Source organism: Cohnella silvisoli, assembly GCF_021190915.1.
In the GTDB taxonomy this organism is placed as follows: Bacteria; Bacillota; Bacilli; order Paenibacillales; family Paenibacillaceae; genus Cohnella; species Cohnella silvisoli.
Map to the genome: position 1 here is coordinate 579,410 of NZ_JAIOAP010000001.1, position 23,676 is coordinate 603,085.

General features: G+C 48.0%; 18 protein-coding genes. 16 read left to right on the forward strand and 2 right to left on the reverse strand.

Annotated features, from left to right (window positions below):
• Positions 1-116 precede the first annotated feature (116 nt).
• The 13 genes from K7P76_RS02430 to K7P76_RS02490 all read left to right on the forward strand — a co-directional run bounded on the left by K7P76_RS02430 (position 117) and on the right by K7P76_RS02490 (position 19,690).
• Entirely contained in the window at positions 117-3,101 is a 2,985-nt protein-coding gene (locus K7P76_RS02430) for a LamG-like jellyroll fold domain-containing protein (RefSeq protein ID WP_232182731.1), read from the forward strand.
• A 44-nt stretch (positions 3,102-3,145) separates the two neighbouring features.
• Entirely contained in the window at positions 3,146-5,431 is a 2,286-nt protein-coding gene (locus K7P76_RS02435; protein WP_232182741.1) for a LamG-like jellyroll fold domain-containing protein, read from the forward strand.
• A 580-nt stretch (positions 5,432-6,011) separates the two neighbouring features.
• Positions 6,012-6,281, forward strand: a complete 270-nt coding sequence (locus K7P76_RS02440) for a hypothetical protein (protein ID WP_232182748.1) — start codon at positions 6,012-6,014, stop codon at positions 6,279-6,281.
• A gap of 421 nt (positions 6,282-6,702) precedes the next feature.
• Positions 6,703-7,290 carry a Uma2 family endonuclease gene (locus K7P76_RS02445; RefSeq protein ID WP_232182750.1) on the forward strand — a complete coding sequence of 196 codons (588 nt, stop codon included), beginning with the start codon at positions 6,703-6,705 and terminating at the stop codon, positions 7,288-7,290.
• 161 nt (positions 7,291-7,451) lie between these two features.
• The gene (locus tag K7P76_RS02450) at positions 7,452-9,260 is read left to right on the forward strand and encodes a cache domain-containing sensor histidine kinase (RefSeq protein ID WP_232182752.1); all 1,809 of its coding nucleotides are present in this window, start codon (positions 7,452-7,454) and stop codon (positions 9,258-9,260) included.
• Entirely contained in the window at positions 9,235-10,809 is a 1,575-nt protein-coding gene (locus K7P76_RS02455; protein ID WP_232182768.1) for a response regulator, read from the forward strand. Before K7P76_RS02450 ends, K7P76_RS02455 begins: the two co-directional genes overlap by 26 nt.
• A 194-nt stretch (positions 10,810-11,003) precedes the next feature.
• Positions 11,004-12,425, forward strand: coding sequence for an ABC transporter substrate-binding protein (locus K7P76_RS02460; protein WP_232182770.1), 1,422 nt, complete (start codon positions 11,004-11,006; stop codon positions 12,423-12,425).
• Positions 12,426-12,498: 73 nt separating this feature from the next.
• Positions 12,499-13,392 carry a carbohydrate ABC transporter permease gene (locus K7P76_RS02465; protein ID WP_232182773.1) on the forward strand — a complete coding sequence of 298 codons (894 nt, stop codon included), beginning with the start codon at positions 12,499-12,501 and terminating at the stop codon, positions 13,390-13,392.
• 13 nt (positions 13,393-13,405) lie between these two features.
• A complete protein-coding gene (locus K7P76_RS02470; RefSeq protein ID WP_232182775.1) occupies positions 13,406-14,230 on the forward strand; it encodes a carbohydrate ABC transporter permease in 825 nt (274 codons plus the stop codon).
• Positions 14,227-15,948: a right-handed parallel beta-helix repeat-containing protein gene (locus K7P76_RS02475; RefSeq protein ID WP_232182776.1), complete on the forward strand. Its 1,722-nt coding sequence runs from the start codon at positions 14,227-14,229 to the stop codon at positions 15,946-15,948. Before K7P76_RS02470 ends, K7P76_RS02475 begins: the two co-directional genes overlap by 4 nt.
• Positions 15,941-17,878, forward strand: coding sequence for a DUF4838 domain-containing protein (locus tag K7P76_RS02480; protein WP_232182778.1), 1,938 nt, complete (start codon positions 15,941-15,943; stop codon positions 17,876-17,878). Before K7P76_RS02475 ends, K7P76_RS02480 begins: the two co-directional genes overlap by 8 nt.
• A gap of 157 nt (positions 17,879-18,035) precedes the next feature.
• Complete coding sequence (locus tag K7P76_RS02485) at positions 18,036-18,185, forward strand: hypothetical protein (protein ID WP_232182780.1); 150 nt, start codon at positions 18,036-18,038, stop codon at positions 18,183-18,185.
• A gap of 239 nt (positions 18,186-18,424) precedes the next feature.
• Positions 18,425-19,690: an NHL repeat-containing protein gene (locus K7P76_RS02490; RefSeq protein WP_232182782.1), complete on the forward strand. Its 1,266-nt coding sequence runs from the start codon at positions 18,425-18,427 to the stop codon at positions 19,688-19,690.
• A gap of 145 nt (positions 19,691-19,835) precedes the next feature.
• On the opposite strand, the gene K7P76_RS02495 is transcribed toward K7P76_RS02490, so the two are convergent.
• Both K7P76_RS02495 and K7P76_RS02500 read right to left on the reverse strand, forming a co-directional pair.
• Complete coding sequence (locus K7P76_RS02495) at positions 19,836-20,162, reverse strand: substrate-binding domain-containing protein (RefSeq protein WP_232182791.1); 327 nt, start codon at positions 20,160-20,162, stop codon at positions 19,836-19,838.
• Between the two features lie 151 nt (positions 20,163-20,313).
• A complete protein-coding gene (locus K7P76_RS02500; RefSeq protein WP_232182793.1) occupies positions 20,314-21,075 on the reverse strand; it encodes a Crp/Fnr family transcriptional regulator in 762 nt (253 codons plus the stop codon).
• Positions 21,076-21,317: 242 nt separating this feature from the next.
• Between K7P76_RS02500 and K7P76_RS02505 the strand changes: the two genes are divergently transcribed.
• From K7P76_RS02505 to K7P76_RS02515, 3 genes are read left to right on the forward strand one after another with little or no spacing between them, the layout of a single operon-like run.
• Positions 21,318-21,779, forward strand: a complete 462-nt coding sequence (locus tag K7P76_RS02505; RefSeq protein ID WP_232182803.1) for a GAF domain-containing protein — start codon at positions 21,318-21,320, stop codon at positions 21,777-21,779.
• 56 nt (positions 21,780-21,835) lie between these two features.
• Complete coding sequence (locus K7P76_RS02510; protein ID WP_232182805.1) at positions 21,836-22,489, forward strand: response regulator transcription factor; 654 nt, start codon at positions 21,836-21,838, stop codon at positions 22,487-22,489.
• Positions 22,482-23,600, forward strand: a complete 1,119-nt coding sequence (locus K7P76_RS02515) for a PAS domain S-box protein (RefSeq protein WP_373692322.1) — start codon at positions 22,482-22,484, stop codon at positions 23,598-23,600. Before K7P76_RS02510 ends, K7P76_RS02515 begins: the two co-directional genes overlap by 8 nt.
• Positions 23,601-23,676: the final 76 nt, after the last annotated feature.

Here is a 23,676-nt window from a genome sequence, read left to right on the forward strand (position 1 = left end):
AGCCGAGAACAAGCAAAGAGAGGGGGGATGACCGGCCATTTACTGGCTGGACTTTGCATTCGAGAGTTGAGCGCTTGAGAATGAAGCAAGTACATGAAGCAGAGGAGATGACATTCATGAAAGGGTATACCAAGCAATTGATCTGCGGGAAAAAAAGCGTGTTTACAGGGGCAATCGCTTTAACGTTATTCATTGCGGCGTTTTTGGTGGCTATTGTTTCTCTGGATTCTGGCAAGTCATATGCCGCTCCTACGGTTTATTATGCTTCTCCGACCGGCAGCGGCTCGACCTGCTCGCTGGCTTCTCCTTGCTCCCTAACCGGAGTTCAAGCCAAAGTCAGATCTGTAAGCGCTTCAATGACTGATGATATCATTGTTAATTTGCTTGGAGGCACGTACGATCTGTCGCAAACGCTCGTCTTCTCGCCGTCTCTGGGTGACTCGGGCACGAATGGGCATGACATTATTTATCAGGCTGACGGGTATGGAACATCTACACCGGCTGTTCCCATTCTGAGCGGAGGACAGACCGTTACGGGCTGGACCTTGCACGACAGTGTCAAGAATATATGGAAGGCGAACGTCGGAAGCTTGCAAACCAGACAGCTGTTCGTGGACGGAGTCAGGGCTTTCCGCGCTCGCACGACGGGCGGGATTCCCGGAACGGTAACGAAAACCGCAACAGGCTACACGACGAACGACACTTCGCTGCAGTCCTGGGCACAGCCGGGTGACATCGAAATGGTCTATCACGATGGGGATGGTCTCGGCAACTGGCTGTGGGCGGAGCCGCGCTGTCCGGTTGCTTCGATTACCGGCAATGCGAGCACGACGACCATTACGATGGCACAGCCCTGCTTTGATTTGGCCAAGTCGGCCAGAGGCGGGAACCTGAGTCTGCCGACCTGGATTGAGAACAATTACAAGGCGATCGCGCAAGAAGGGCAGTTCTACCTAGATCGCACGACCGCGGGCGCGCACGTGCTGTACTACAAGCCGAGAAGCGGCCAGAATCTTGCAACCGCTTCGGTTGTGGCGCCGAAGCTGGAGCAACTGGTTCGGGGAGACGGAACGCTTACGAATCCGATTCAACATGTGCAGCTCAAGGGATTGACCTTCGCTTACGCGACTTGGCTTGCTCCGAATGCTTCACAAGGGTTTCCGGAAACGAGCTATAACAAGTACAACAACACGACCGGACCGGAATCCCAGCAGGGAGCAGCCGTTTCCTTCTACGCCGGGCAGCATTTACTGATCGAAGGCAGCACTTTCCGGGCGTTGGGCGGAGCGGGCTTGAACCTGGATGAGGGAAGCCGCAACAACGCGGTTATCGGCAGCCAGTTCTACGATATATCGGGCAACGGCATCCAGATCGGCAATGTCGATACGACGCAGCCGTCCGTGCAGGAACTCGTCACGGACAATCTGATCAAAAACAACTATATTCATGATGTCGGACGCGAATATCCGGGCGCTTACGGGATTTGGAATGCGATTACGCAGAATACGACGGTGGAGCATAATACAATTGCCCATCTGCCTCGCGGCGGCATCGCAACCAATTACCAATATTCCACTCAGCCGCCATCCGCAACCTCAGGAAACAAATTCAACTACAATAAGATTTACGACTACATGAACAATATTCGCGACGGCGGAGGCTTCGATACGAACGGCACGCACAACGGCGTCAGCGGTATCGAGCCGAACTCCACCTTGATCGGGAATGTATTCTATGATAACCATAACAACTACGGCCAAATCTACTTCGACATTTGGGCAAGCGGATATGTCGTCAAGAATAACGTTGCCTATTCTTCCGCAAGCCTGGATTACAACACCATCGATTTCATCCTGCAGCCATGCTGCAACACGATCCGCTATAATTTCTTCGATCAAGACAATTCCTACAAGTTTCAGCTTGCGACGGATATGGCGCTTGGCAACTATATGTTGCTGCCTATCAGCGCCATGCCGGCCTCCATTCTACAGAACGCGGGGCTGGAACCGGCGTACCGCTACATGCTTCCCGCCCCGGTTCCGCCTTCCGATACGCAAGCGCCAAGCGCGCCAGGCGGTGCCAGCGCAAGCGCGGTCGGCTCCGGGCCGAGCGTCACGATTTCTTGGGGCGCGGCGGCCGACAATGTAGGGGTTACCGGCTATGAGGTCAATAACGGGAAAACCGTTATGGCGTCTACGACGGGCACGGGTCGAAGCGCCCTCATCGATGGGCTGTCTCCCGGGGGAGTATACCATTTCACGGTTCGGGCACGCGACGCCGCGGGGAACTTGTCCGCGCCGAGCAACAGCGTTCTCGTCACGGTTCAGGGCAGCCCGGATCTCGTCGGTCATTGGACGATGGACGACTCCTCCGGAACGATCGCATCGGATACGTCCGGAAGCGCCAACAACGGGACAATTGCCGGTACCGCTTCATGGATAGGGGCGAAGCTGGGCTGGGGTCTCAGCTTCAACGGGACGAACAATTCCGTGAACGTGGGGAATGCGCAGATTTTGAGTCAGGATCGGCATAGCTTCACCGTGGCGACCTGGTTCAAGAGTACGTCCGGCGAGGTGCACCAACGGATGGTTAGCAAGGGCAACTGGGGCAATACGGCCGGCTATTTCTTATGGTACGAAGCCGGGGCTTTGGCCTTCGGGGTGGGAGGCAACGCCCAACAGTCGAACGCGACACTGGCGACGAGTTCCGGCGGCTTTAACGACGGCAACTGGCACCATGTAGCCGCTGTTGTCGACCGTTCCGCGCAAACCATTCAAATCTTCGTCGACGGGGTTGCCCGTTCGCTTACCAAGGGGAGCGGCTATTGCGGCACTGTTGTTGGGGGCACGACGCTTTCGATTGACGGCTGTTCTTTTTTGGCTGCCTCGAGCAATGATCCGTTCACAATCGGAAGCTATAATGGAAGCTATGAGTTCTTCTCGGGGTCATTGGATGAAGTTCGCGTGCACAGCCGGGCGTTAAGCGCCTCCGATATCCGCGACTTGATGACCTATGTGGGTCATTGGAGGTTGGATGGGGGTGCGGAAGATGATACGAATACCCGAACTTTCGCACCGCAGCTTTATAATACGAGCTGGTAATCAGGGTCTGGACAGGAGCGAATTTTCAATAGGAGGAATAAAAGATGATTAGAACAGGATTTCATTGGGTCGTAGCACTGGTTGTGGCCTTAAGCTTCTTAAGTATTTTCCCCGCAGCGCCAACGAGCGCGGCGACGGGAGACGGCCAACCGGGTGATGCCAATATTCAATATTTCGGGCGCTGGGATAAAAGCGATCTCACGAACGCGAAAAGCTATTGGGCAGGGGCTTATTTTCGGGTGAACTTTACAGGTACGACATTAAGTATCAAACTCGCTGCTACAACAGGCATGTATGTAACGATAGATAACGGGGCAGTTGTTCAGTACGACAATGTTAGCGGAACCGTGAATCTTACACCAACTCCTCTATCATCAGGTACTCATACTTTACTGGTTTCGGCCCGGGCCGAAGTTGATAATATCCAGTTTCAAGGTTTAGTTCTGGGCAGCGGCGCGACGACTCAAGCCCCTACCGTAAGAAACAGATTAATTGAGTTTGTTGGAGATTCGATTACCGCCGGGTGTTGCGCATTGCCACATTACGTTCAGGATAACTACGCATGGTTAACAGGAGAAAGCTTGAACGCGGATCATACGCAAATCGCCTATTCCGGCGTTTGTTTGCAGGATCCCTCATGCGGGAGCGGCGTCGGGATGAGCGTTCAATATTTCAAATTGCAATCCCCTAATTTTCCAAGCTCTCCAATGTGGGATTTCAATCGCTATCAGGCGGACCAGGTCGTTATTAATCTGGGAACGAACGATAATACCGCAGGGATATCGGACGCCACCTTTCAGAGCACGTACACGACCTTTTTGCAAAATATTCGAACGAAATATCCGAAAGCGGAAATATTCGTCTTGCGGACGTTCGGCGGATATAAAGTGGCACCAACGATCGCAGCTGTAGCTGCGAGGAGAAATGCTGGGGATGCCAAAGTTTTCTATGTGGATACGAACGGCTGGGTAACGACAGGAACATCCGACTATAGCGACGCTTTACATCCATCCGCAAGCGGGCATATCAAAATCGCCAACAGACTGACCAAAGTTCTTACCTCCGATCATTATGGAAAAATCGGCGGCAAGCTGGATTTTAACGGTACAAACAGCTATGCAACATTGGGTTTTGGCGGGAATGCGAATGCGACAAACATGGGGACGGACAGCTTCAGTGTTGGTCTATGGTTCAAAAGCGTCTCTCCTGTCGGGCACCTGCGGATGATCACCAAGGGAAACTGGGGCAACTCGTCGGGCTACTTCATGTGGTATGATGGCGGCGCGATTACGTTCAGTATCGGCTCAAACGGTGTGCAGGCGAATACCGTTCTGGTCTCCACTCCAGGTGGCTTAGACGATGGCAACTGGCATCAGGCCACTGCCGTAGTGGATCGAACGGCTCAGACTGTCAAGATTTACATCGATGGAGTTGCAAAGACGCTTACGAAGGGCGGAGGCTATTGCGGAACGGCGAGCGGAGCTTCGCTGGATATTTCCGGCTGTACCTCGCTGAACGCTTCGAGCTCGGACGCGCTTACGTTCGGCAGCTACAATGGGTTTGCCGAATTCTACTCCGGCTCGCTTGACGACGTGCGCTTGTACAAACGAGCTTTAAGCGCAGCGGAAATTACGGAGATTTACTCCTTCAATGGGCTTGTGGGACAGTGGAAGTTCGATGAAGGCAACGGTACGGTGTTCGCCGATTCCAGCGGTCACACCTCTGCGGGAACTTCGACCGATGCGGATTGGGTGGCCGGCAAGTTCGGCAAAGCGCTTAGCTTTAATGGACAAAGCAGCTATGACGTAATGAGCAGGTCGGGCGGGCTGAATATGGGAGAGCATAGCTTCAGCGTAGCGGCGTGGTTCAAAAGCGATTCGACCGGTACTCATCAACGCATACTGTCCAAGGGGGATTGGGGCAGCGCCTCCGGTTATTTCCTCTGGTATGAGGGCGGGGCGCTGACATTCAGTCTCGGCGGAGAAGGGACGAACGCGAGCACGGCTTTGGTCGGAACGCCCGGAGGCTTCGGGGACGGCAACTGGCATCATGTCGCGGCAGTCGTCGACCGTTCTGCTCGAACGATTCAGATTTATGTGGACGGCACAGCGAAGACGTTGACATCGGCCACCGGTTATTGCGGCGCGGCAAGCGGCAATACGCTGAACATTGCAGGGTGCACCAGTCTTAACGGTTCCAGCACCGATCCGTTTACGCTCAGCGGGCATTTGGGAACCTACGAGTTATTTAATGGAGCGCTTGATGATGTGAGGGTATACAACAGAGCGCTGAGTCAGACGGATATTAATCAAATTTTATTAGGGAACTAATGAATACTCCCCCACTTACAGCTAAAGCTGTTGAAGTCGGAGTTTCTAACGTATCGTCGAGTACGGACGCTTAACGCTAGTGGAGTTGACACGGTGGTGTGTTTATGACACCCAACCCCTCTATCCCATTGGTCATGCCTTTGGGACTACTTTTGAGCCAACTGCAGGATTCCTAAGAATCATGAGCGCTTATACGGCTCTATTGGTGGCTTGAACATTTTACGTAGCAGAGCCAGGGTGTACCTGCTACAACCTCAGATGTTCAATTGTCAAGGAACGTATGTTCCTATCAATTATATACCTTATTTGCCCACAACATCAACACCTGATTTTCGGGCAGATTCAAGAAGAGCCGATTCACCTCACCACTTATGGGAGTGGGAGTCCTCTCGGCTGACAATGATAGATATTCGTTCAACCTATATTCGAGTTTTATGAGTCGGGAGTGGTCAGGGTTAACGTTGCCTTGAGCGGAAGTTAGCCCTCACCAAACCTGTCCCACACTTGAAAAAATTTGCCGAGTTGCATGCCCATGCTAAATGCTCAGAACGAGTCCACAAGGGAAGTCGGGACGTTGTTCATGAAGGTTCAACAACAAATGGAGTTTCTCGTAACTAACACTGAAACGGTCTCGCAATCCATTAGAATGTTGGATGATAGCCGACAATTCGTATTTCAGGCGATGGTTCAGAGCGGAGCGGTCGCAGAGCAAACTGCTGCTTCATCTGATGAGATAGCCTCTCAAAACAAGGAGCAATATTTAATTCATAAACAGTTGATTCACTTATCGGAAAACTTGGAACGATTCGTTTCGTCTCTGGTTGCTTTGCTTTTCGTAGATTGCGAGTGATGTTGTTCATTCTTCAGAATATCTTCATGTTTATCACGACCTGAATTTTAGATATCTTCTATATTCTAATTGAACAGCTTATTAACAGAGTTAAACACCTGACGGTAATCTACTGTCAGGTTTTTTAATTTCGAGAAAAGTCAGAGCTTTGAAATTATTTTTAATGATTTTGAGGGTAGCCGCGTCAATTGTGAACCGGCATAAAAATTACATTTTCACCTTGATATACCGGATGCTTAATCATCGCGAAACCGCCGAAGATAGCCCGTAGACCAGGCTATTGCAATAAGTCGCGCATGGAATAAGCCTTATGGCGAAACCGCCGTACCCGTACAGGCAATAATCCTTGCCGAATCCGAATCATACCCAATCCGACGGCATTGAACTATAATGGAGGTATCGTGAAGGGGGAGGACGGACTATGAGCGAAGAAGAAAAGGACAAGCGGAAAGAAGCCATGAAGGAGCAGCAGGCCAACTATTGGATCGAGGAGAGATATGAGATTATTGAGGGAGTTCGCTACGACTTCCTCTCATCGCCGAGAGTTTCGCATCAAATACTGGTCACCGAACTTTACGCATCCATCCGTTCGACATGCCATGCGGGCGGTATCGTGCTGGTGGCGCCGATGGACGTCCATTTTGACGAGAACAACATCGTGCAGCCGGATCTCATCTTTATCGCTAACGATAATTTGCATATTATCAAAGACGGATGGGTTAAGGGTGTTCCGGATTTGCTTGTGGAAATACTGTCCCCGAGCACCGGCTCCAAGGATAAGGTGCAAAAGAAAATCATTTATGAGCGGTTCGGAGTAAAAGAATACTGGATTGTCGATCCGGTATACTCCACTATCGATCAGTTGGTGTTCGTTGACGGCAAATATCGGCTGGAAGCCACCTACGGAGAAGAAGACACGCTTAAGTCCCCGAATCTGACCTGTATTTCGATTGATTTGCATCTGCTGTTTCAAGAGGCTATGCGCTTCAATGTGCAGCCGACCGAATGAAGGCGTCCGGTTGCAGCTTGACCGAAATCGAAAAGTGATGGTGCAGGAATAACCCCTGTTCCATCACTTTTTTCGTCATTCACATGATCTTTGACAACCTATTTTTTCACTCAATCTGTTACAATGTTGACACTATAATTAAAGAATAGAGAGGATCACTTATGTGGAAATGGATTCGTTCCAAGATAAGTCGGCAATTGCTGGCCATCTTTCTATTTGCGGTTATGGTCCCCTTTCTATTTTTCTATCGCTATTGGGACTATTCCTATAATCGGACTTTAGAAGATAGCTTTGCTGCCAATACGGAGCTTGGATTAAACCAGTTGGTTATGCATGTGAATTCCTATTTTGGAGGCATGGGACAGAATCTGGAGTATCTGACCGGCAACCCGACTTTGCAAGGCCATATGAAAGCGCTGAACGAGGGAACAAATCCAGTTTCGAACTCGGAAGAGTTTCTTCATTTTCGGAATATTTACGATACATTTTCTTCTATATCTTTGCTGAATTCCATTGCCTATCTTCAAACTTCCGTTTATCTTAGCAACGGAATCAATGTGCGTTTTACTTCGCGGTACCAACCGCGGCCCGACGATCCTAAACCGGAAGCAATAGAACAGTGGCTCCACCCGATAGACGTCGGGCCCGTCTCCGAACCTCGGGTGTTTTTCCCTCCTGACCATTCCGAATGGTTTGCTATGACCCGGCCTATCGTGGATTACAGCGACAGGCGCATTCTGGGCATAGCGCGAATCGCAGACAGCACGGAACAACTGAGCAGCATGTTCGCCAACTGGGAGGATAGTCAAACGGGATTGTATCTGCTGGATAATCATAACCGCATACTGTTTCGCGGTAAGGAAAGAACTCCAATGAATGCTTCACCTGAGGTGTGGAGCAGGACGGTGTCGGAAGGGCGCTCCCGTCTTCAGGAAATCGAAGGCAAAGATTATCTGGTCGTTTCACAGCCTCTCGGTTATTACGGGATGTCCGTTGGCGCATTAATCCCTTACGATGAGTGGACAAGCCGTATATCCACGTTGAGAAGGGTGACATTGCTCATGGTGGGTCTCTTTATCCTGTTATCGGGGAGTATTTACTTCTTATTTTCTCATCGGCTGACGAGTTCGATCGCCCACTTGGCGCTTCTTCAAAAGCGTCTTCGGCAAGGTAACCTTGAGGTCCGCCATTCTACGAAACGAAAGGATGAGATTGAACAGCTCGGCCAATCGTTTAACGCCATGGCGGAAGAAATCCAGACACTTCTTAATCAGGTGCTTCGTTCAAGGCTTCTCTTGAAAGAAGCGGAGGTCCGGATGCTGCAAAGCCAAATGGATCCCCACTTTCTGTACAACACATTGGAAACGATTAATATGATGGCTATCGTTCGTAAAGCGCCTGAGATCTCCAGTATGGTAAGCTTAATGGCGAAATTTTACAGGTTGATGGTTAAAGTACAACAAAGAGATTTGTTTATCCCATTGAGTATGGAATTCGATATGACTCAACTTTATCTGGAAATCCAGAAGATACGAATGGGTGACCGCCTGCAAGTTGAGGCAAGCATGGATGAGGGTCTGGCGAACATTCCAATGATTAAGCTTATCCTCCAACCGCTCATCGAAAATGCGGTCATTCACGGGCTCTCTTCCAAACCCGCAGGAGGAAAAATCTCGGTTTCGGCATCTATACGTCTAATTGAGGACGGGTATGGCGAGGTCAATATAGCCGTTTCAGACAATGGCATCGGCATGATGCCGGATGTCCGTGACAAGATGCGGCAGAGTTTGAACGATCCTTCCGGGCGCAATCAATCTATCGGAATTGTTAACGCACATCGAAGAATTCGCTTGCATTACGGCGAGCCTTACGGACTGGATATTCACAGTGAATCGGGAAAGGGAACGACTGTAACGATAAGGTTTCCGTTCCGCAAAGGAGGAGATGGACCTGAAAGTACTGCTGGTTGAGGACGAACGGTTTATTTTGGAAGGATTAGCGGCTATCGTGGAATCGATGGGACCTCCATTTTCGCTCGCCGGTTATGCGGCCAACGGGCTTGAAGCCATAAAATTGCTGAAGGATCTCGAACCCGATATCGTTGTGACGGACGTGCAAATGCCCGGCATGGACGGATTGGAGCTGCTTCATCACCTTCGTACGTTTCATTCGGAGATCGTATCCATCGTAGTAAGCGGGTATGATGACTATCATTACATGCGCAAAGCCATACAAAGCGAGACAGTCGATTATCTATTGAAGCCTCTTCAACCCGAAGAGCTCCAAACGGCTTTACGTCTTGCTGCGGAGAGGCGCCAAGCTTTATCCTTGCTTCGCGGCGGGGGCGACGATATCTATTACCAGTTCAATCGACTTCTACCCTACATTCACGAGAAATGGTTCGACCAATGGATTCATGGAGAACAACCGCTATTGGATGAACGTTTCTACGGCGATCTTCGTCTGTTCGAAATGAAAAATTTGCGGCTGGGCATCGTTCATATCGATTATTCCGCCAGAACGGATTGGCAGGGCGACTATCGACTAGCGCATCTTGCGGCATTTCAAGTGATGAAGGAATCCGTGCAGGGGGAACAAGGCGTAAAATGCTTTCTAAGCCGTCATAACGAAATGATGTTCGTCGGGATTCATTCGGAAATCAAAGGTTCAGCGCTAGAAATCGCCGTCGACCGCATGAAGCGGAATATCGAGGACCATTTGCGCGTTCCCGTTTTTATTGGAATCAGCTCAGACTGCCCCGACATCTTTCACATGAGTGAAGCTTATCCTGAAGTGAGGCGTCTAAGCTTTTCTAGAATGATAACCCCTGCACAAGTGACATACGCCGATCACATTTGCCTATACGAAAAGGAATTGGGCTTCCAAGAAGCAGCTAATGGTTTTCTTCTAGGTCGGGATCGGGAAGCGATATCCCATGTTATCGGAATAACGGAGCGATTTAGGAGAAATAGCGAAAGTTCCGAGGAGAGATCGCAGTTTCTATACCGATTAAGCCTATGCGTTTGGAAAGCCGTATCCCATAATCTGCTGTCAACGGAGGCGGAGGAGGCCTTGTTCCGCATTTTTAAGACGGCGGCTATATCCGAAGAGTGGGAAAGATTCTCGAATGAGCTTCGAGTATGGACAGAGGAAGCGAGCGCGGCGAGTTCGTTTTCCGGCAAACAGTACCATGTATTGGTACAGAAGGCGATCCGATATATCGAAGAGCATTACGCCGATACGATTACTTTAACGTTTATGGCTGGATATGTTCATCTAAACCCCGCCTATTTCTCTGCGTTGTTTAAGCAAGAGATGGAGGTCAACTTCGTGGATTATTTGAATCAAGTGCGAATTCGGTCAGCCCAAGCGTTGCTCAAAGATTATTCCATGAAAATTTATGAGGTCGCGGGGAAAGTAGGCTACGGCTCTACTCAGCACTTTATGAAAACGTTCCGAACTATAGTCGGCATCACCCCGTCCGAATATAGGCAAACTCTTAGTCAGAACGTAAAATAAGCTATTTTTGGTTTATATGAATCATTTTTTGGATACGGGAAGACTTCTGAAAATCGATTCATCAAACCCAAAAACCGTTGATTGTTTAATGGTTTCCAGCAGAATAAAATGATTTCGAGGGCGATTCCTTTTCTAGAGACGAATAACCCCGCTAACCGGCAACAACAACTAACTCCGAGGGGGACAACATTGAGATGAAACAGAAGAAATTATACAGTACGTTAACCTTAAGCCTCCTTATCCTTTGCTTGCTTGCAGCTGTTGCAGGCTGCGGAACATCCAAGAACAACAACTCCAGTTCGCAACCCGGAACCGATGCCCAAACGAATTCGCCTGCGGCATCCAGTTCCAATGAGAAGGATACGGCCGACAAACCCAAAGTGAAGCTGAAATTCATGCATTGGTGGGCTTATGTGGACGACAAAATCATAGCGGAGTTCGAGAAGCAGAACCCGGACATCGAAGTTGAAAATATGTATATCGCTCCAGGCGACACTTATGCCAATAAGCTGCAAGCGCTGGCTGCAACGAATGATCTGCCGGATGTATTCGCTCCGTCGGACAAAGTTCCTTTTCTGGTCAAACAAGGACAACTGCTCGATCTGAACGAATACCTGAAAACGCCAGCTTACGATACGGATAAGAGCTGGGGAGATACTCAGTCCAAGACGCTGATGCAGCAAATCACCGATAGCTTGAATAACGACATGGTTAATATGCCAGAGGACATGAAGCCGAAGAACAACCACTTCTGGTCGCTGCCCTTCGGAGCCATTTCCATCGCTATGGTCTACAATAAGAACATTTATGAGAAAGTGGGCATTCAAGAGCCGAAAGATTTTCAGGAGTTTCTTAGCAATAACGACAAGCTTCGGACCGCGGGTTATATTCCGATCTCGGTCGCGGGCAAAATTTGGGGCGATTGGTTCTTCAGTTCGTTCTTAGATCAAACCGGACGAGATTATTCTTCCACCGACAATCCGTTCCTGAACGGCACGTTTAAGAACGCGGATGCTCCATATGTAAAGGAAGCGGTAAGTGCTTATAGCGATATGATTTCAAGAAAACATTTCGACGAGGGCATGGCTTCCGCAACCATCGAAGATTCGCAGCAACTGTTCGTTCAACAGAAGGCCGCCCAAATCTATATCGTGCCTGAGAATTTCGTGACTTATCTGGTAGAGAACAAGCCGAAAGACGTTACTCTTGGCGCCTTCCCGCTGCCAGGTTTGAAAGGCCTCCCTGCCCGTTCGCTTGGGGGAGCTCCGAACAACCTGTCCATTAGCGCCAAGACGGCCAATCAAGAAGCTGCCGTCAAGTTCGCGAAATTTATGACCTCGACCACGGTATTTCAATTACTGGCAAGTCAGAAGGTTGTTCCTTCCGTTGAGGGATATGTACCTCCAGCGGACGACACGATCATGAGTGCCTATGCCAAAGCCTATGAAAATGGATTTGCAAGTCCGGTAACCGTCCCATTCAGCGCGGATGCTACAGCCAAAATCAATAACGAGCTGTTGCCGACATTGGTTTTCGAACATAATGTCGATGACTTCATGACCAAATACGCGAAGCTATGGGATGTGGACGCTAACAATCCTAAGAACAAGAAATAATCTGATATCACAACTGGTTACACAAGGGACGGTCTAACCGTCCCTTGCCTTAGCATACAAGGAGTGAAAAGTTATGAAGGCAATAAATTGGAAGCGGCAGTTGATAGCTTACAGCATGGCTGGCCCCATGCTCATCGTCTTCTATTTGTTTGTAGTCTATCCGCTGTTGCAAACGTTTGCCTATAGTTTATATGATTATAGCGGTTTCGGAAGCTTATTTTCTTCCCCTTTCGTCGGACTGGGCAATTTCTCGAAGGCACTTCTATCGGAGGATTTTCATTCGGCACTATGGAAAACGGTTTACTTGGCAGCAACGGTGACCATTTTCAAAATCGGAATCGGCTTTGTATTTGCTGTTTTTCTATATAGGAAGACTATGGGATGGAAGTTTTTTCAGATTTTACTTTACTTACCCGCGATCGTTCCTGTCGTTGTATCCGCAGCGCTGTGGAAGCTGATTTACGAGGGGAACTTTGGACTGTTAAACAATCTGCTCAAATCGATTGGCCTGAATGGGTTAACGCATTACTGGCTGAATGAGCCTGCAACCGCCATGAATGCCATGATCGTTGTCTTAATCTGGGTATCTATGCCTCTCACCATGCTGATCCTATTTTCTTATATGCTTCGAATCCCTAAGGATCTTCTGGAATGCGCAAGAATCGATGGGGCGTCATCGTTCAGAATAATAAGGACGATTATTTTTCCTTTAGTATTACCGGCCGTGCTTCTGTTGACGGTATTATCGATCGCGGAAAGCTTCAAAATTTACGATTTCGTGCTTCTTTTCACCAATGGAGGACCCGCGGGGAAAACGATGGTCCTTGGTCTTTACGCTTATCAACAGGCTTTTAATCTAAACCATTACGGATATTCCAGCGCGGTATCGCTTCTTGTGCTTTTGCTATTAGCATTGATAAGCATTGGAGTCTTATCTAGAGTCACCCGCCACGTCCATGAATTATAGGAGGTACGGTTATATGAAGCTGCTCTCGCGACCTCTTATGTTCGCAGTGCTCATTATTTATTCCGGCATATCGCTGTTTCCGCTCATCAATCTGCTCTTCCAATCCTTCAAGCCGGAAAATGAAATTTTGGCCCACCCCTTTACCCCCCCTTCCGGTTGGACGGGAGAACATTTCATTAAGCTTTGGACCACTTACGAGTTCAATCAATACACATTAAACAGCATTCTGATTACTATAGTTTCCCTAGCGGCTGTTATAGGTTTCGCCTTGATGGGTGCTTATGCATTAGCGCGAATCCCTTTTTTCGGCAATAGGATTCATTACGCGATACTGCTTGGCACGATGTTAGTTCCGGGCTCGTTGCTCATCGTTCCCGTATACGTTCTCAGCAGCAAGCTTCATTTGCTTGATTCTTACGCTGGACTCCTTCTCCCTTATATAAGCGGAGGAATTATTTTACCGGTCATTCTTCTTAAGAATGTGTTCGAATCGGTTCCGAAAGATATGATGGATGCCGCCTCGATAGACGGATGCGGTGAATACCGAATGCTATTCACAGTTATGATGCCCTTAGCGCTTCCCATGATTGGAACCATCTGCATTCTCTCTTATCCTGGGATATGGAATGAATTCGTTTGGGCGCAAGTAGCCCTGAACAGCAACAAGCTATTCACGCTTCCGGTGGCCATGGCAAGGCTTGCCTCGAATGCCTACAGCGTGGGGTTCGGCACTGTATATGCGGGCATGTTCTTCCTGACGATGCCGCTTATTCTCATTTTTCTTATCGCACAACGTTCGTTTATTAGCGCAGTAACAGAGGGGGCTGTCAAAGGATGATGAAAAAAATATTAAGCTCTGTATTAGCATTAGCCATGATGTTTAGCTTTGTGCTGAGTTTAACCGCGGTTTTAAGTGTTTCAACTTTATTTAGTGCAAGTACGGCGTATGCAAGCGGAACGGTCTACTATGTGAGTTCTTCAAGCGGCAGTGACAGCAATAACGGAACAAGCCCCAGTACACCTTGGAAGACTCTAGCTAATGTAGGCTCAAAATCCTATATGCCTGGAGATCAGATCCTGCTGAAATCCGGGGATTCGTGGAATGAACAGCTTAGTATAAGCAACAGCTCCGGTACAGCTGCCAACCCTATTCTTCTTTCTTCTTACGGGAGCGGCAACAAACCGAAAATTAATCGTAACATGCAACCGCTAGACAAATGCATCGTGTTTACGAATGTGGGCGGTTGGAAAGTAACCAATTTAGATATCGGTAATGCAGGCGTGGGGATAACCTTTTTCTATGATGATTCCTATGGACATGATTATATCTGGGTAGAGAATGTCTATTTTCATGACATCTATGGAATCGATCAGCTTCATCCACCTGCATCAGGCATCTTCTATCAGTATTCCTCCGCTATAGCGATTGGCGGCGATGTAAAAACGGCAGGAAGAGCAGATTACACGATGATCCAGAATATTACGATCACAAACTGTATTTCTAACGGTGGTGGAGCGCTGCTGGGTAGTGTTGGACAGGTTTTGGTTAGCCCTGAGCCTGCCAATGTTTACTGGATGAAAAAAAATGTGGTGATAACCAATAGTGTAAGTAACAACAATGCAATATACGGTATTGTTATCGCGGAAGTAGATGGCGGGTACATGGATAATTGTACGTTCTTGTTTAATGGTCAACAACAAATTACGGTTGGATCGGCAGCGATCATGATTGGAAACATAAAGAACTATACAGTTAAAAATAGTGAGTTTGCCTATCAGCAACGACAAGGCACCGATCCTGATGGAGATGGTATTGATTTTGAATTGAGATGTTATGATGTTACTTTCCTAAATAACTATATCCACCACAATGCAGCGGTTGGCGCTTTGTTCTATGGGAATTCAGGATTTGTCAGCAACCGCGTTGTGTTAGATGGCAATAGATTTCAATACAATAATCAGAATGGCGGTAATCCATCAGGCTATGAAATCTACTTCTATACTCCAAACGGGAATGACAATGGCAGTATAATCAATAATGAATACTATGCCATGGCTGGAATCGGGTTTGTAAATGCGCATTCCAGCACTGTCAGCATGTCTAATAATAAAAACTATTATTCGGCATGGGAATTCAATGCTCCTGGCAACCTTGAAGGATGGACAGCTCAAAACAATATTTCCGGTTTTGCGCAAAGCGGAACTGCTGTTAATGGAACGATCACAGGACCAGATCCCTATATCGTTTCTTCAATTGGAGTGAACACTCCTATTAGCAGCAATAAAACGATAACCATCCGCATGAAAAATACTTCAAGCAGTAATGTGGGACAGATTTACTTTACTACAACTACAGATGGCGTTTGGAACGATGCAAAAAGCATTAGCTTTGGACTTACTGTAAATGATCCAAATTACACGGTATATACCATTGATATGTCGTCCGTACCGGGTTGGACGGGAACCCTATCGCAGCTGCGTATTGATCCGGAGCAGGGAGCATCAAGCGGAAGCTTTAGTATCGATTATATTAGAATAGGTAGTTACTATGCATGATAAACATATAAGCTCCATAACCATCTGCAAAACAGAGGGGAATATTACGATTGATTTTGCCGCAGAGGAATTGGCAAAGTATTTACGGCTTATCGTAGAGAGAGAAAATGTTGTAGATGTAAAACAGAAAGCAAAGTATGATTCGTCGCTTCTCGGATGTTTATGGGTTGGGTTATATGAAGAGATGGGGTTAACCTGCGCGTTCCCTTTAGATAATCCTCAATATGATGATGCCTATTCTATTCATGTAGAAAAAGGACTGGGCATTATAGCCGGTGTAAATCATAGAAGCGTCTTGCTTGGGGTTTATCGATTTCTAACCGAGCTAGGCTGTAGATGGATAAGGCCCGATATGAGCGGTGAATATATACCTAAAAACAATCTAGCGGATATGCAGGTTAATGTAGACGAAAAGGCTTCATACAGGCATCGCGGGTTATGTATTGAGGGTGCCGTGAGCTACGAAAATGTCTCGGATATTATCGCATGGTCGCCAAAGGTAGGATTTAACAGTTATTTCATCCAGTTCAGAGAAGCGCATACTTTCTTTGAGCGTTGGTATTCTCATGAGAACAATCCCCATAAAGAACCTGAAGCTTTCACCATAGAGCAAGCAAGAGCATATACGCGCCAGTTGGAACAAGAAATCAACAAAAGAGGTTTAATCTATCATGCCGTCGGTCATGGATGGACATGTGAACCGTTGGGCATCCCTGGGTTAGGTTGGGGCAAAGAGGAATACAATCTATCGGACGAGTATAAATCCTACATTGCAGAAATAAAGGGAAAACGAGAATTTTGGAATGGCGTGCCCATCAATACGAACTTGTGTTATTCAAATCAGCGAGTAAGGCGATTAATGGTAGATAATATCGTACAATATCTTCAGGAAAATAAGGGTATTGATCTGTTGCATGTATGGCTTGGCGATGACGGCAATAATCATTGTGAATGTGAGCCGTGCAGAACAGCCAATCCTGCCGATTTTTATGTGAAAATGCTTAACGAGTTAGATGAGCAGCTTAATTTAAAGAATCTAAAGACGAGGATTGTTTTCTTGATCTATATAGATTTACTATGGCCTCCACAAGTGGAGAGGTTTTTTAATCCAGAGCGTTTTATTATGATGTTTGCACCGAGCTCAAGGACATATAGCAAAGAATTTTTTAGTGAAGCTGCTCAGCTAGAACTGCCAGAGTTTAAGCGGAATGAATTGATATTTCCGACTGGCATAGAAGAAAATTTGTCATTCCTAAAAGCGTGGCAACAGAAGTTTAAGGGAGATAGCTTCGATTTTGATTATCATTTTATGCTGGACCATTATAACGATCCGGGGTATTACAAGATTGCCGAATTGCTAAGCCGCGATATCAAGAATTTGAAAACGATAGGGCTTAATGGGTTCATCAGTTGTCAGACGCAGAGGTCCTTTTTTCCAACCGGCTTAGGCATATATGTGTTGGGACAGACTTTATGGAATGATCAGCTTTGTTTCGAAAGCATTGCTAAGGACTATTTTAGCAGTGCATTCGGTCAAGATGGCGAGAAATGCCGAGTCTATCTGGCTAAGCTTTCCGAGCTGTTTGATCCTGTATATTTAAGGGGAGAGAAACCGCAAGTCAATATTGATAGCGCAATGCAGTTTGGAAAAATATACAAAGTAATCGAAGAATTCAGGTCCACTATTGAAAAAAATCTAAGAATTGAAAATGAATACAGAACACAATCGTGGCAGTATTTATGGTTTCATGCGGAAATTTGTGTTCATCTTGCGGCTATATTTGAAGCAAGAGCTCTTGGCGATAATGAGAAGTCTTTGGAATTATGGGGGAATTTAAAAAGGCTAGTCGGCGAACATGAAGATGCTGTACAACCTGTATTCGATGTATTCTTGTTTATTAATGCGATTGATCGGAAATTCGTAATCTAACATTCGGACGATTTTTATCAAACAAAAAGACACCCGTTGCAGGAACAGATGCATATGCAGGACAGAAACGCGAACCGGCGAGAACAACCGTCGGTTTTTTCGTTTGGCTCCTTTCGGTACAATGAAAGCGCATCCCGTATCGCAAAGGAGCATACTTATGAACTTTGACCTGAACATTGTGCCGTTTAGCAGAAGAGAATCGTTTCTGGCGATTTCTCTGCTAACAGCTGCGGTGCTCGTTGTCGGTTTTCTATTTTACTTCCGTTGGATCCGTCCGATCCTAAGCAATGGCTTGCGCAGCCGATAGAAAGTAATGAGGCTTGAATCGTTAAACCTTGGCAGACCCCATTCCGGGTGTTCCGAGGTTTTTTGTTGTAGAAAAACGCAATTAAATAGTACGAATAGGAACCTTTCCGTGAGCCTGCAATTGACAAATTTCGGCCCATCTGTAGATTCTCCATTGTGGAAAATTTTACCTCATTATAGTAAAATGGGTCAGTATGACACAAATCTATTACATACCGACGTATGAAGAGGGGATTTTAGATGCAACGGAAATTGATCTGCTTAATTGCGGGACTCATCTTTCTTTTTAGTAGTACCGGAGTGCAAGCAATGGCTGCCGCAACGGCGAAGGTAAAGCTGCTTCCTGCAAACGACTACCTGCAGTTGCCCTACGTAAACGACAGCGGACAGAAAATACAGCTTCGAGGCCACAAAAATTTTGAAGTCGATTGGAGTGCAGCAATTACCGATTCTTGGCAGTTTAAACTGGATGGGGATCGTTTGCTGCTTCTGGACAGCAATTTTACAAAAGCTGTGTCCAAATCGGATGGCAGTGAACTATGGGAGCATTACTATAATGATTCCGACTTGATCTTTCTGAATAGGTGGGGACAGTCAGCAAACGGTACCATCTACACGATTCGCAAGGATATTACAGATGACACGCTCGATGCCAGGGTGGATCTGATTGACCGCCGCGGCAATGTCAAATCCTATTATTTCCTTCCGCATGATCGGTATATATTTCCGGATTTTATCTCTGCGGCTGCCATGGATTCGAATGACAACCTGATTACGATTGCAAGCGGGAGCATCGTTTCTCTGTCTCCAAACGGTTCGTTGAACTGGATCAATTCAGACGTGGTGGATTGGAAAGTCGTTACTTCATTGGTCGGAGATTATACATTTACAAGACATGAAACCAATATCGCGGAATTGATCGTCGATTCTCAGAACAATGTACTCGTGCTAACCGATTTGAATTACGCTTACTACTTGAGCAATACGGGTGAAATATTGTGGCAAAAGGCGCTTGACGGAACGCCGAAGGATTGGAGCGCTTCCGGTTATATTCAGAAAACAGGCCAGTGGGTCCGTGCATTCGGCAATCCGACTGCACGTGTCGAAATTCTGGACTTGAAGAGCGGGAATCTGACCAAAGTAAACAAGCCGACTGCAGCTCAACTCGATCTTGTGATGACCAAAGCGGGCAAAGGACGATATTATGTGGAATCCAAACGTGGAATTACCCAGATCGATAGTGCAGGCAAAGCGATATGGGAATATCCGCTGCGCCTGAACGGTTATTATACGGTAAACTCCTTACTAAGCGATCCCAAAGGCAATGTATATATTTCGGATAACGGGGGCAGCGTATTCTCTCTTGACCCTGCGGGCAATGAGCGATTCGTTTTGATTGTCAAAAACAAGAGTTCAATACATAACATCGCAGTTGATGAGAGAGGGACTCTTTATTTAGTGGATACGAAAATGGGAGTGCTGACAATCAAACCGACGAAAAGCTAAAACGGGTCTTCATTGTGTTGAGCCATAGGGGATATGCATTCATTAACCGCCTGCTTCTTTGGCGGTTTTTTCCTTTATTACTCGACTCAATATTATGTATCCCGGTTTTTGAATCTGTTTAGAACCAGGCAAATGGCTACGCTCTTCAAATTTCCAAGCTCGCTCGAATGGAGGTGGTTTTTCCTTCATGAAGAGATACGGGAATCACGATTTGTTCTAATGTGGAAGGATTGCGGATGGTATTCAATAAAAGTTGAGCAGCCTCAGTCCCCATACGTTCAAAGTTTTGTTCGATCCAAGTGAAGTAATCGTTCTCCACATCTCTAATTTGCGGATTATCAAAGCAGATAATCGCAAGATCTTCGGGAATCCTCTTCCCAAGTCTGTTTGCCGCCTTATCGATGCAAAGAGCGATTTGCGGTGAAAATGCGAACGCAGCGGTAACTTCTTGTTCTTGCTGCAGCCAATTCAAATTAGCGGCAACTCTGTTGCATTCGAAGTAGCTGCTTATTCTGTTGTTGCCATTTGTTTGGAATTCGAATGATTCGAAGCTTACCCACATCCGCGATTTCTAGACCCCGCAGTTGCTAAGCTGCGGGGTTAATTGCGTAGGGAGCTGCCCATCAAATCCGGCATACTTCCTTCGGACAACTCGGGCAAACGGGACAATGGCATATTTGCCTTAGCGCTTCCAAGCTCAAGATGATAATTCGGCCTTTGCGCACATCAATCGTACCTTCGTCTTTGAGGCCGTTCAGCATCCGGTTGACGCTTTCCCGGGATGTTCCGATAATATCGGCTAATTCTGAATGAGTAAGCTTGAGGCCGATCCGTATGCCGTCCGTGCATGCGACGCCGTACGAATTTGCTAGTCGGATAAGCGTAGAAGCAAGGGCCCCCGGTTTGCCGAAAAGCAATAGGTCGCGGAATTTCGAATCGGTTACCCGATGCATAAGCGCCATCCAGTTCATGAAACGAACCGCGAAGTCCCCGTGACGGTAAAGCAATATTTCAAGGTCTTTCCATTGAATAACGCCTAGCTCCGCATCCTCCATCACCTCGGCGCTGAAGCTATGAACCGCCCGCATGCCGTCCTCCGGCTCGCAAAGCATATCGCCCGCCTGCAAAATCGACAAAATAAAATCTTTGCCCTCCGCTGTAGATTTCCTCAGCTTCACCTTGCCGGATCGGATATAGTACAGCTTGCCCGTAGGCTCACCTTCCCAGAACAAGTAGCTGCCCGCTTCTCCGCGCTTCGGATACATCAGTTCCTCAAGCCGTGCAAACTGCTCCTCCGAGAAAAAATTATTGATTCCAAGAGGATTGTTTCTTTTTTCTGTATCTGAACCGTGCCGTTGCTTCAATGCCGCTTCGCTTATCGCCATGTCCGTCAACCCCTTTTCCGCTGTTGAGTCCATCATAACCCCTGCGCGAAGAGAAGGTTATCGGGGAATTTCCTGAATTTCGCAGGGGGAATTCCCTTAATTTAATAGGAGAAATATCACAGCGGAGTGTGAAATCAGGATTTTCCCTAACTGTTTTTTCAGGGAGTTCCCCGAATTACTTTTGGAAGGGGTTCCGTTACACTGAAAGAACAACCTTTGCGCGAGTGGAAGGAGGGATCCCTATGAACGGGCGGGAATCAGATTTGTTGTTGGAGCAATTGAATGGGTTGCGGGCCGAGATCGGCAGCGATTTCTGCTCGTTGGGGCTATTGGAAGGTGCTGAACGTACGCTTAAGTGGAAGCTTGCATCGGGAAACGAGAATGAACGGTTTCTGAAAATGACGGACCGGGCCGGCAGAGGACTGACCGGATCGGTCGTGAAGGTCGGGCGAGCCATGTCGCTGAACGTTGCAGAACTCATCATGTCCCGTCAGCTCTATGAGTACCCGATTCTGCTCGCCGAAAATTTGCGATCCGCATATGCAGTTCCCGTATTTGACGGCCATTTAGTGATTGGCGTGCTGCTGGCGGGTGACCGCAGGAAACGCATCTATCGCCCCGAAGAGCGGAAGTGCGTGTCGCTTGCGGGCGAGCGGATATCACGGCTTCTTATCGCAAACTCGGCCGAATCGCCGTCTTCCTAGTTTAGTATGTTAAAATAAGAGTGTAAAAACGGGCTGACGGCGAGAGGAGCGAATAGATGGTTCGAATATTGGTAGTTGACGATCATGCCATCGTGCGGTCGGGGCTAATCATGTTGCTGCACGGCAAACACGGTATGGACGTCGTTGGAGAAGCGGCTGACGGGGATGAAGCGTTGTCCAAAGCCGACGAGCTGCGTCCGAACGTCATCCTTATGGACCTCAGCATGCCTCACGGCAAGGATGGATTGACGGCGACGGCCGAGCTCAAGAAGCTGCTGCCCGACACGGCGATACTCATTCTTACGATGCACGATGACGAAGAATATTTGTTCCGGGCTATACACGCCGGAGCATCCGGATATATTTTGAAGAGCGCTCCGCATGAGGAACTGTTGACGGCCATTCGCCACATCGCGGCGGGAAATGCCTACTTGCACCCGTCGGCGACCAAACGGCTGATGAGCGATTACATGGATAAGATGAAGAACGGCGAGCATGCCGGGACGTATGAGTCATTGTCCGATCGGGAGAAGGAAATTTTGGCCAAAGTGGCTCAAGGATATTCCAACAAGGAAATCGCCGAGATGCTCGTCATCAGCGTGAAGACGGTAGAATCCCACAAGAGCAACCTGATGGATAAGCTGGAATTGAGAACGAGGCCTGATCTTGTCAAATTCGCCATGAAGAAAGGATTGCTGAGCTTTGAGTGAGCGGAATAACCGGGAACGCTATCCGTCCGAGAATATCGCCGCAAACGTACAGCCTTTACTGGAACAACTGAACGGGCACATCGCCGATCCAGCGTTTCGCGCGCTTCTTAATCGTTCCCTCAAGCAACTGGCCGACGTTAAATTCGCGCTGGACGAAGCTTCAATCGTCGCCGTAACGGATCATAAAGGCATTATCCAATATGTTAACGACAAGTTTTGCGAGATATCCGAGTTTTCGCGCAACGAGCTCCTCGGGCAGGATCATCGTATCGTTAATTCCGGTTATCACGGTAAAACGTTTATGCGAGACCTGTGGGGGACGATTTCTTCGGGCCGGGTATGGCGGGGAGAAATCAAAAACCGCACCAAACACGGCGGGGAGTATTGGGTGGATACGACAATCGTTCCTTTCGTAGATGGCGAAGGGTTGCCGTATCAATATTTGGCGATCCGACATGAAGTGACCCAATTGAAGAACACGGAAGCGCAGCTTCAGTCGATGATGGCCCAGATGATGCAGATTCAGGAGGAGGAGCGCCGGCGTTTCTCGCGAGATCTTCACGACGGGATCGGACAAAGCCTATTTTCTTTGAAAATAACGCTGGACCGTATGATCTCCGAAGGCGGCGACAAAGGACTGGAAATGCTCGGACGGGAAGTGTCGCAGCTAATGGCGGAAGTTCGCGGGCTCGCCTGGGAGCTTCGTCCCTCCGTTCTTGACGACTTGGGCGTCGTGCCGGCGCTGCGAACCTATATCGACAATTACGAGCGCCATTACGGCATCCGGATTCGTTTCGACTGCGACCTCCGTACGCGGCCGAACCTATTGGTAGAAACTACGATTTACCGCGTCGTTCAAGAAGCGCTCACGAACGTCGGCAAATACGCAGGCGTGTCCGAAGCCGTAGTGACGCTACGAGATCTAGGCGCTCATTTGGAAGCGGTAGTAGAAGACCGGGGGATCGGCTTTAGCCGGGGCGAGTCGGGCCGGGGCGTCGGTTTATTCAGCATGGAGGAACGGGCGAGGGCCGTTTCCGGAGAACTGCGCGTTCAAACGGAGCCCGGAAAGGGCACCGTTATTAGTCTGAAGGTGCCGGTTACGGCAAAGTAGTCGGCTAAGAAAGTTAAGTAAAAGAAAGCTATTTTGCAGCCGTTTGGGATTAAAACCTGAGCGGCTTTTTTTGACG

Bases quoted from the DNA above. Each gene is read 5' to 3' on its own strand.
- K7P76_RS02450 (WP_232182752.1), top strand. From the start codon at position 7,452: ATGTGGAAATGGATTCGTTCCAAGATAAGTCGGCAATTGCTGGCCATC.
- K7P76_RS02510 (WP_232182805.1), top strand. From the start codon at position 21,836: ATGGTTCGAATATTGGTAGTTGACGATCATGCCATCGTGCGGTCGGGG.
- K7P76_RS02430 (WP_232182731.1), top strand. From the start codon at position 117: ATGAAAGGGTATACCAAGCAATTGATCTGCGGGAAAAAAAGCGTGTTT.
- K7P76_RS02485 (WP_232182780.1), top strand. From the start codon at position 18,036: ATGAACTTTGACCTGAACATTGTGCCGTTTAGCAGAAGAGAATCGTTT.
- K7P76_RS02475 (WP_232182776.1), top strand. From the start codon at position 14,227: ATGATGAAAAAAATATTAAGCTCTGTATTAGCATTAGCCATGATGTTT.
- K7P76_RS02465 (WP_232182773.1), top strand. From the start codon at position 12,499: ATGAAGGCAATAAATTGGAAGCGGCAGTTGATAGCTTACAGCATGGCT.
- K7P76_RS02435 (WP_232182741.1), top strand. From the start codon at position 3,146: ATGATTAGAACAGGATTTCATTGGGTCGTAGCACTGGTTGTGGCCTTA.
- K7P76_RS02480 (WP_232182778.1), top strand. From the start codon at position 15,941: ATGCATGATAAACATATAAGCTCCATAACCATCTGCAAAACAGAGGGG.
- K7P76_RS02440 (WP_232182748.1), top strand. From the start codon at position 6,012: ATGAAGGTTCAACAACAAATGGAGTTTCTCGTAACTAACACTGAAACG.
- K7P76_RS02505 (WP_232182803.1), top strand. From the start codon at position 21,318: ATGAACGGGCGGGAATCAGATTTGTTGTTGGAGCAATTGAATGGGTTG.
- K7P76_RS02445 (WP_232182750.1), top strand. From the start codon at position 6,703: ATGAGCGAAGAAGAAAAGGACAAGCGGAAAGAAGCCATGAAGGAGCAG.
- K7P76_RS02490 (WP_232182782.1), top strand. From the start codon at position 18,425: ATGCAACGGAAATTGATCTGCTTAATTGCGGGACTCATCTTTCTTTTT.
- K7P76_RS02460 (WP_232182770.1), top strand. From the start codon at position 11,004: ATGAAACAGAAGAAATTATACAGTACGTTAACCTTAAGCCTCCTTATC.
- K7P76_RS02455 (WP_232182768.1), top strand. From the start codon at position 9,235: ATGGACCTGAAAGTACTGCTGGTTGAGGACGAACGGTTTATTTTGGAA.
- K7P76_RS02500 (WP_232182793.1), bottom strand. From the start codon at position 21,075: ATGGCGATAAGCGAAGCGGCATTGAAGCAACGGCACGGTTCAGATACA.
- K7P76_RS02470 (WP_232182775.1), top strand. From the start codon at position 13,406: ATGAAGCTGCTCTCGCGACCTCTTATGTTCGCAGTGCTCATTATTTAT.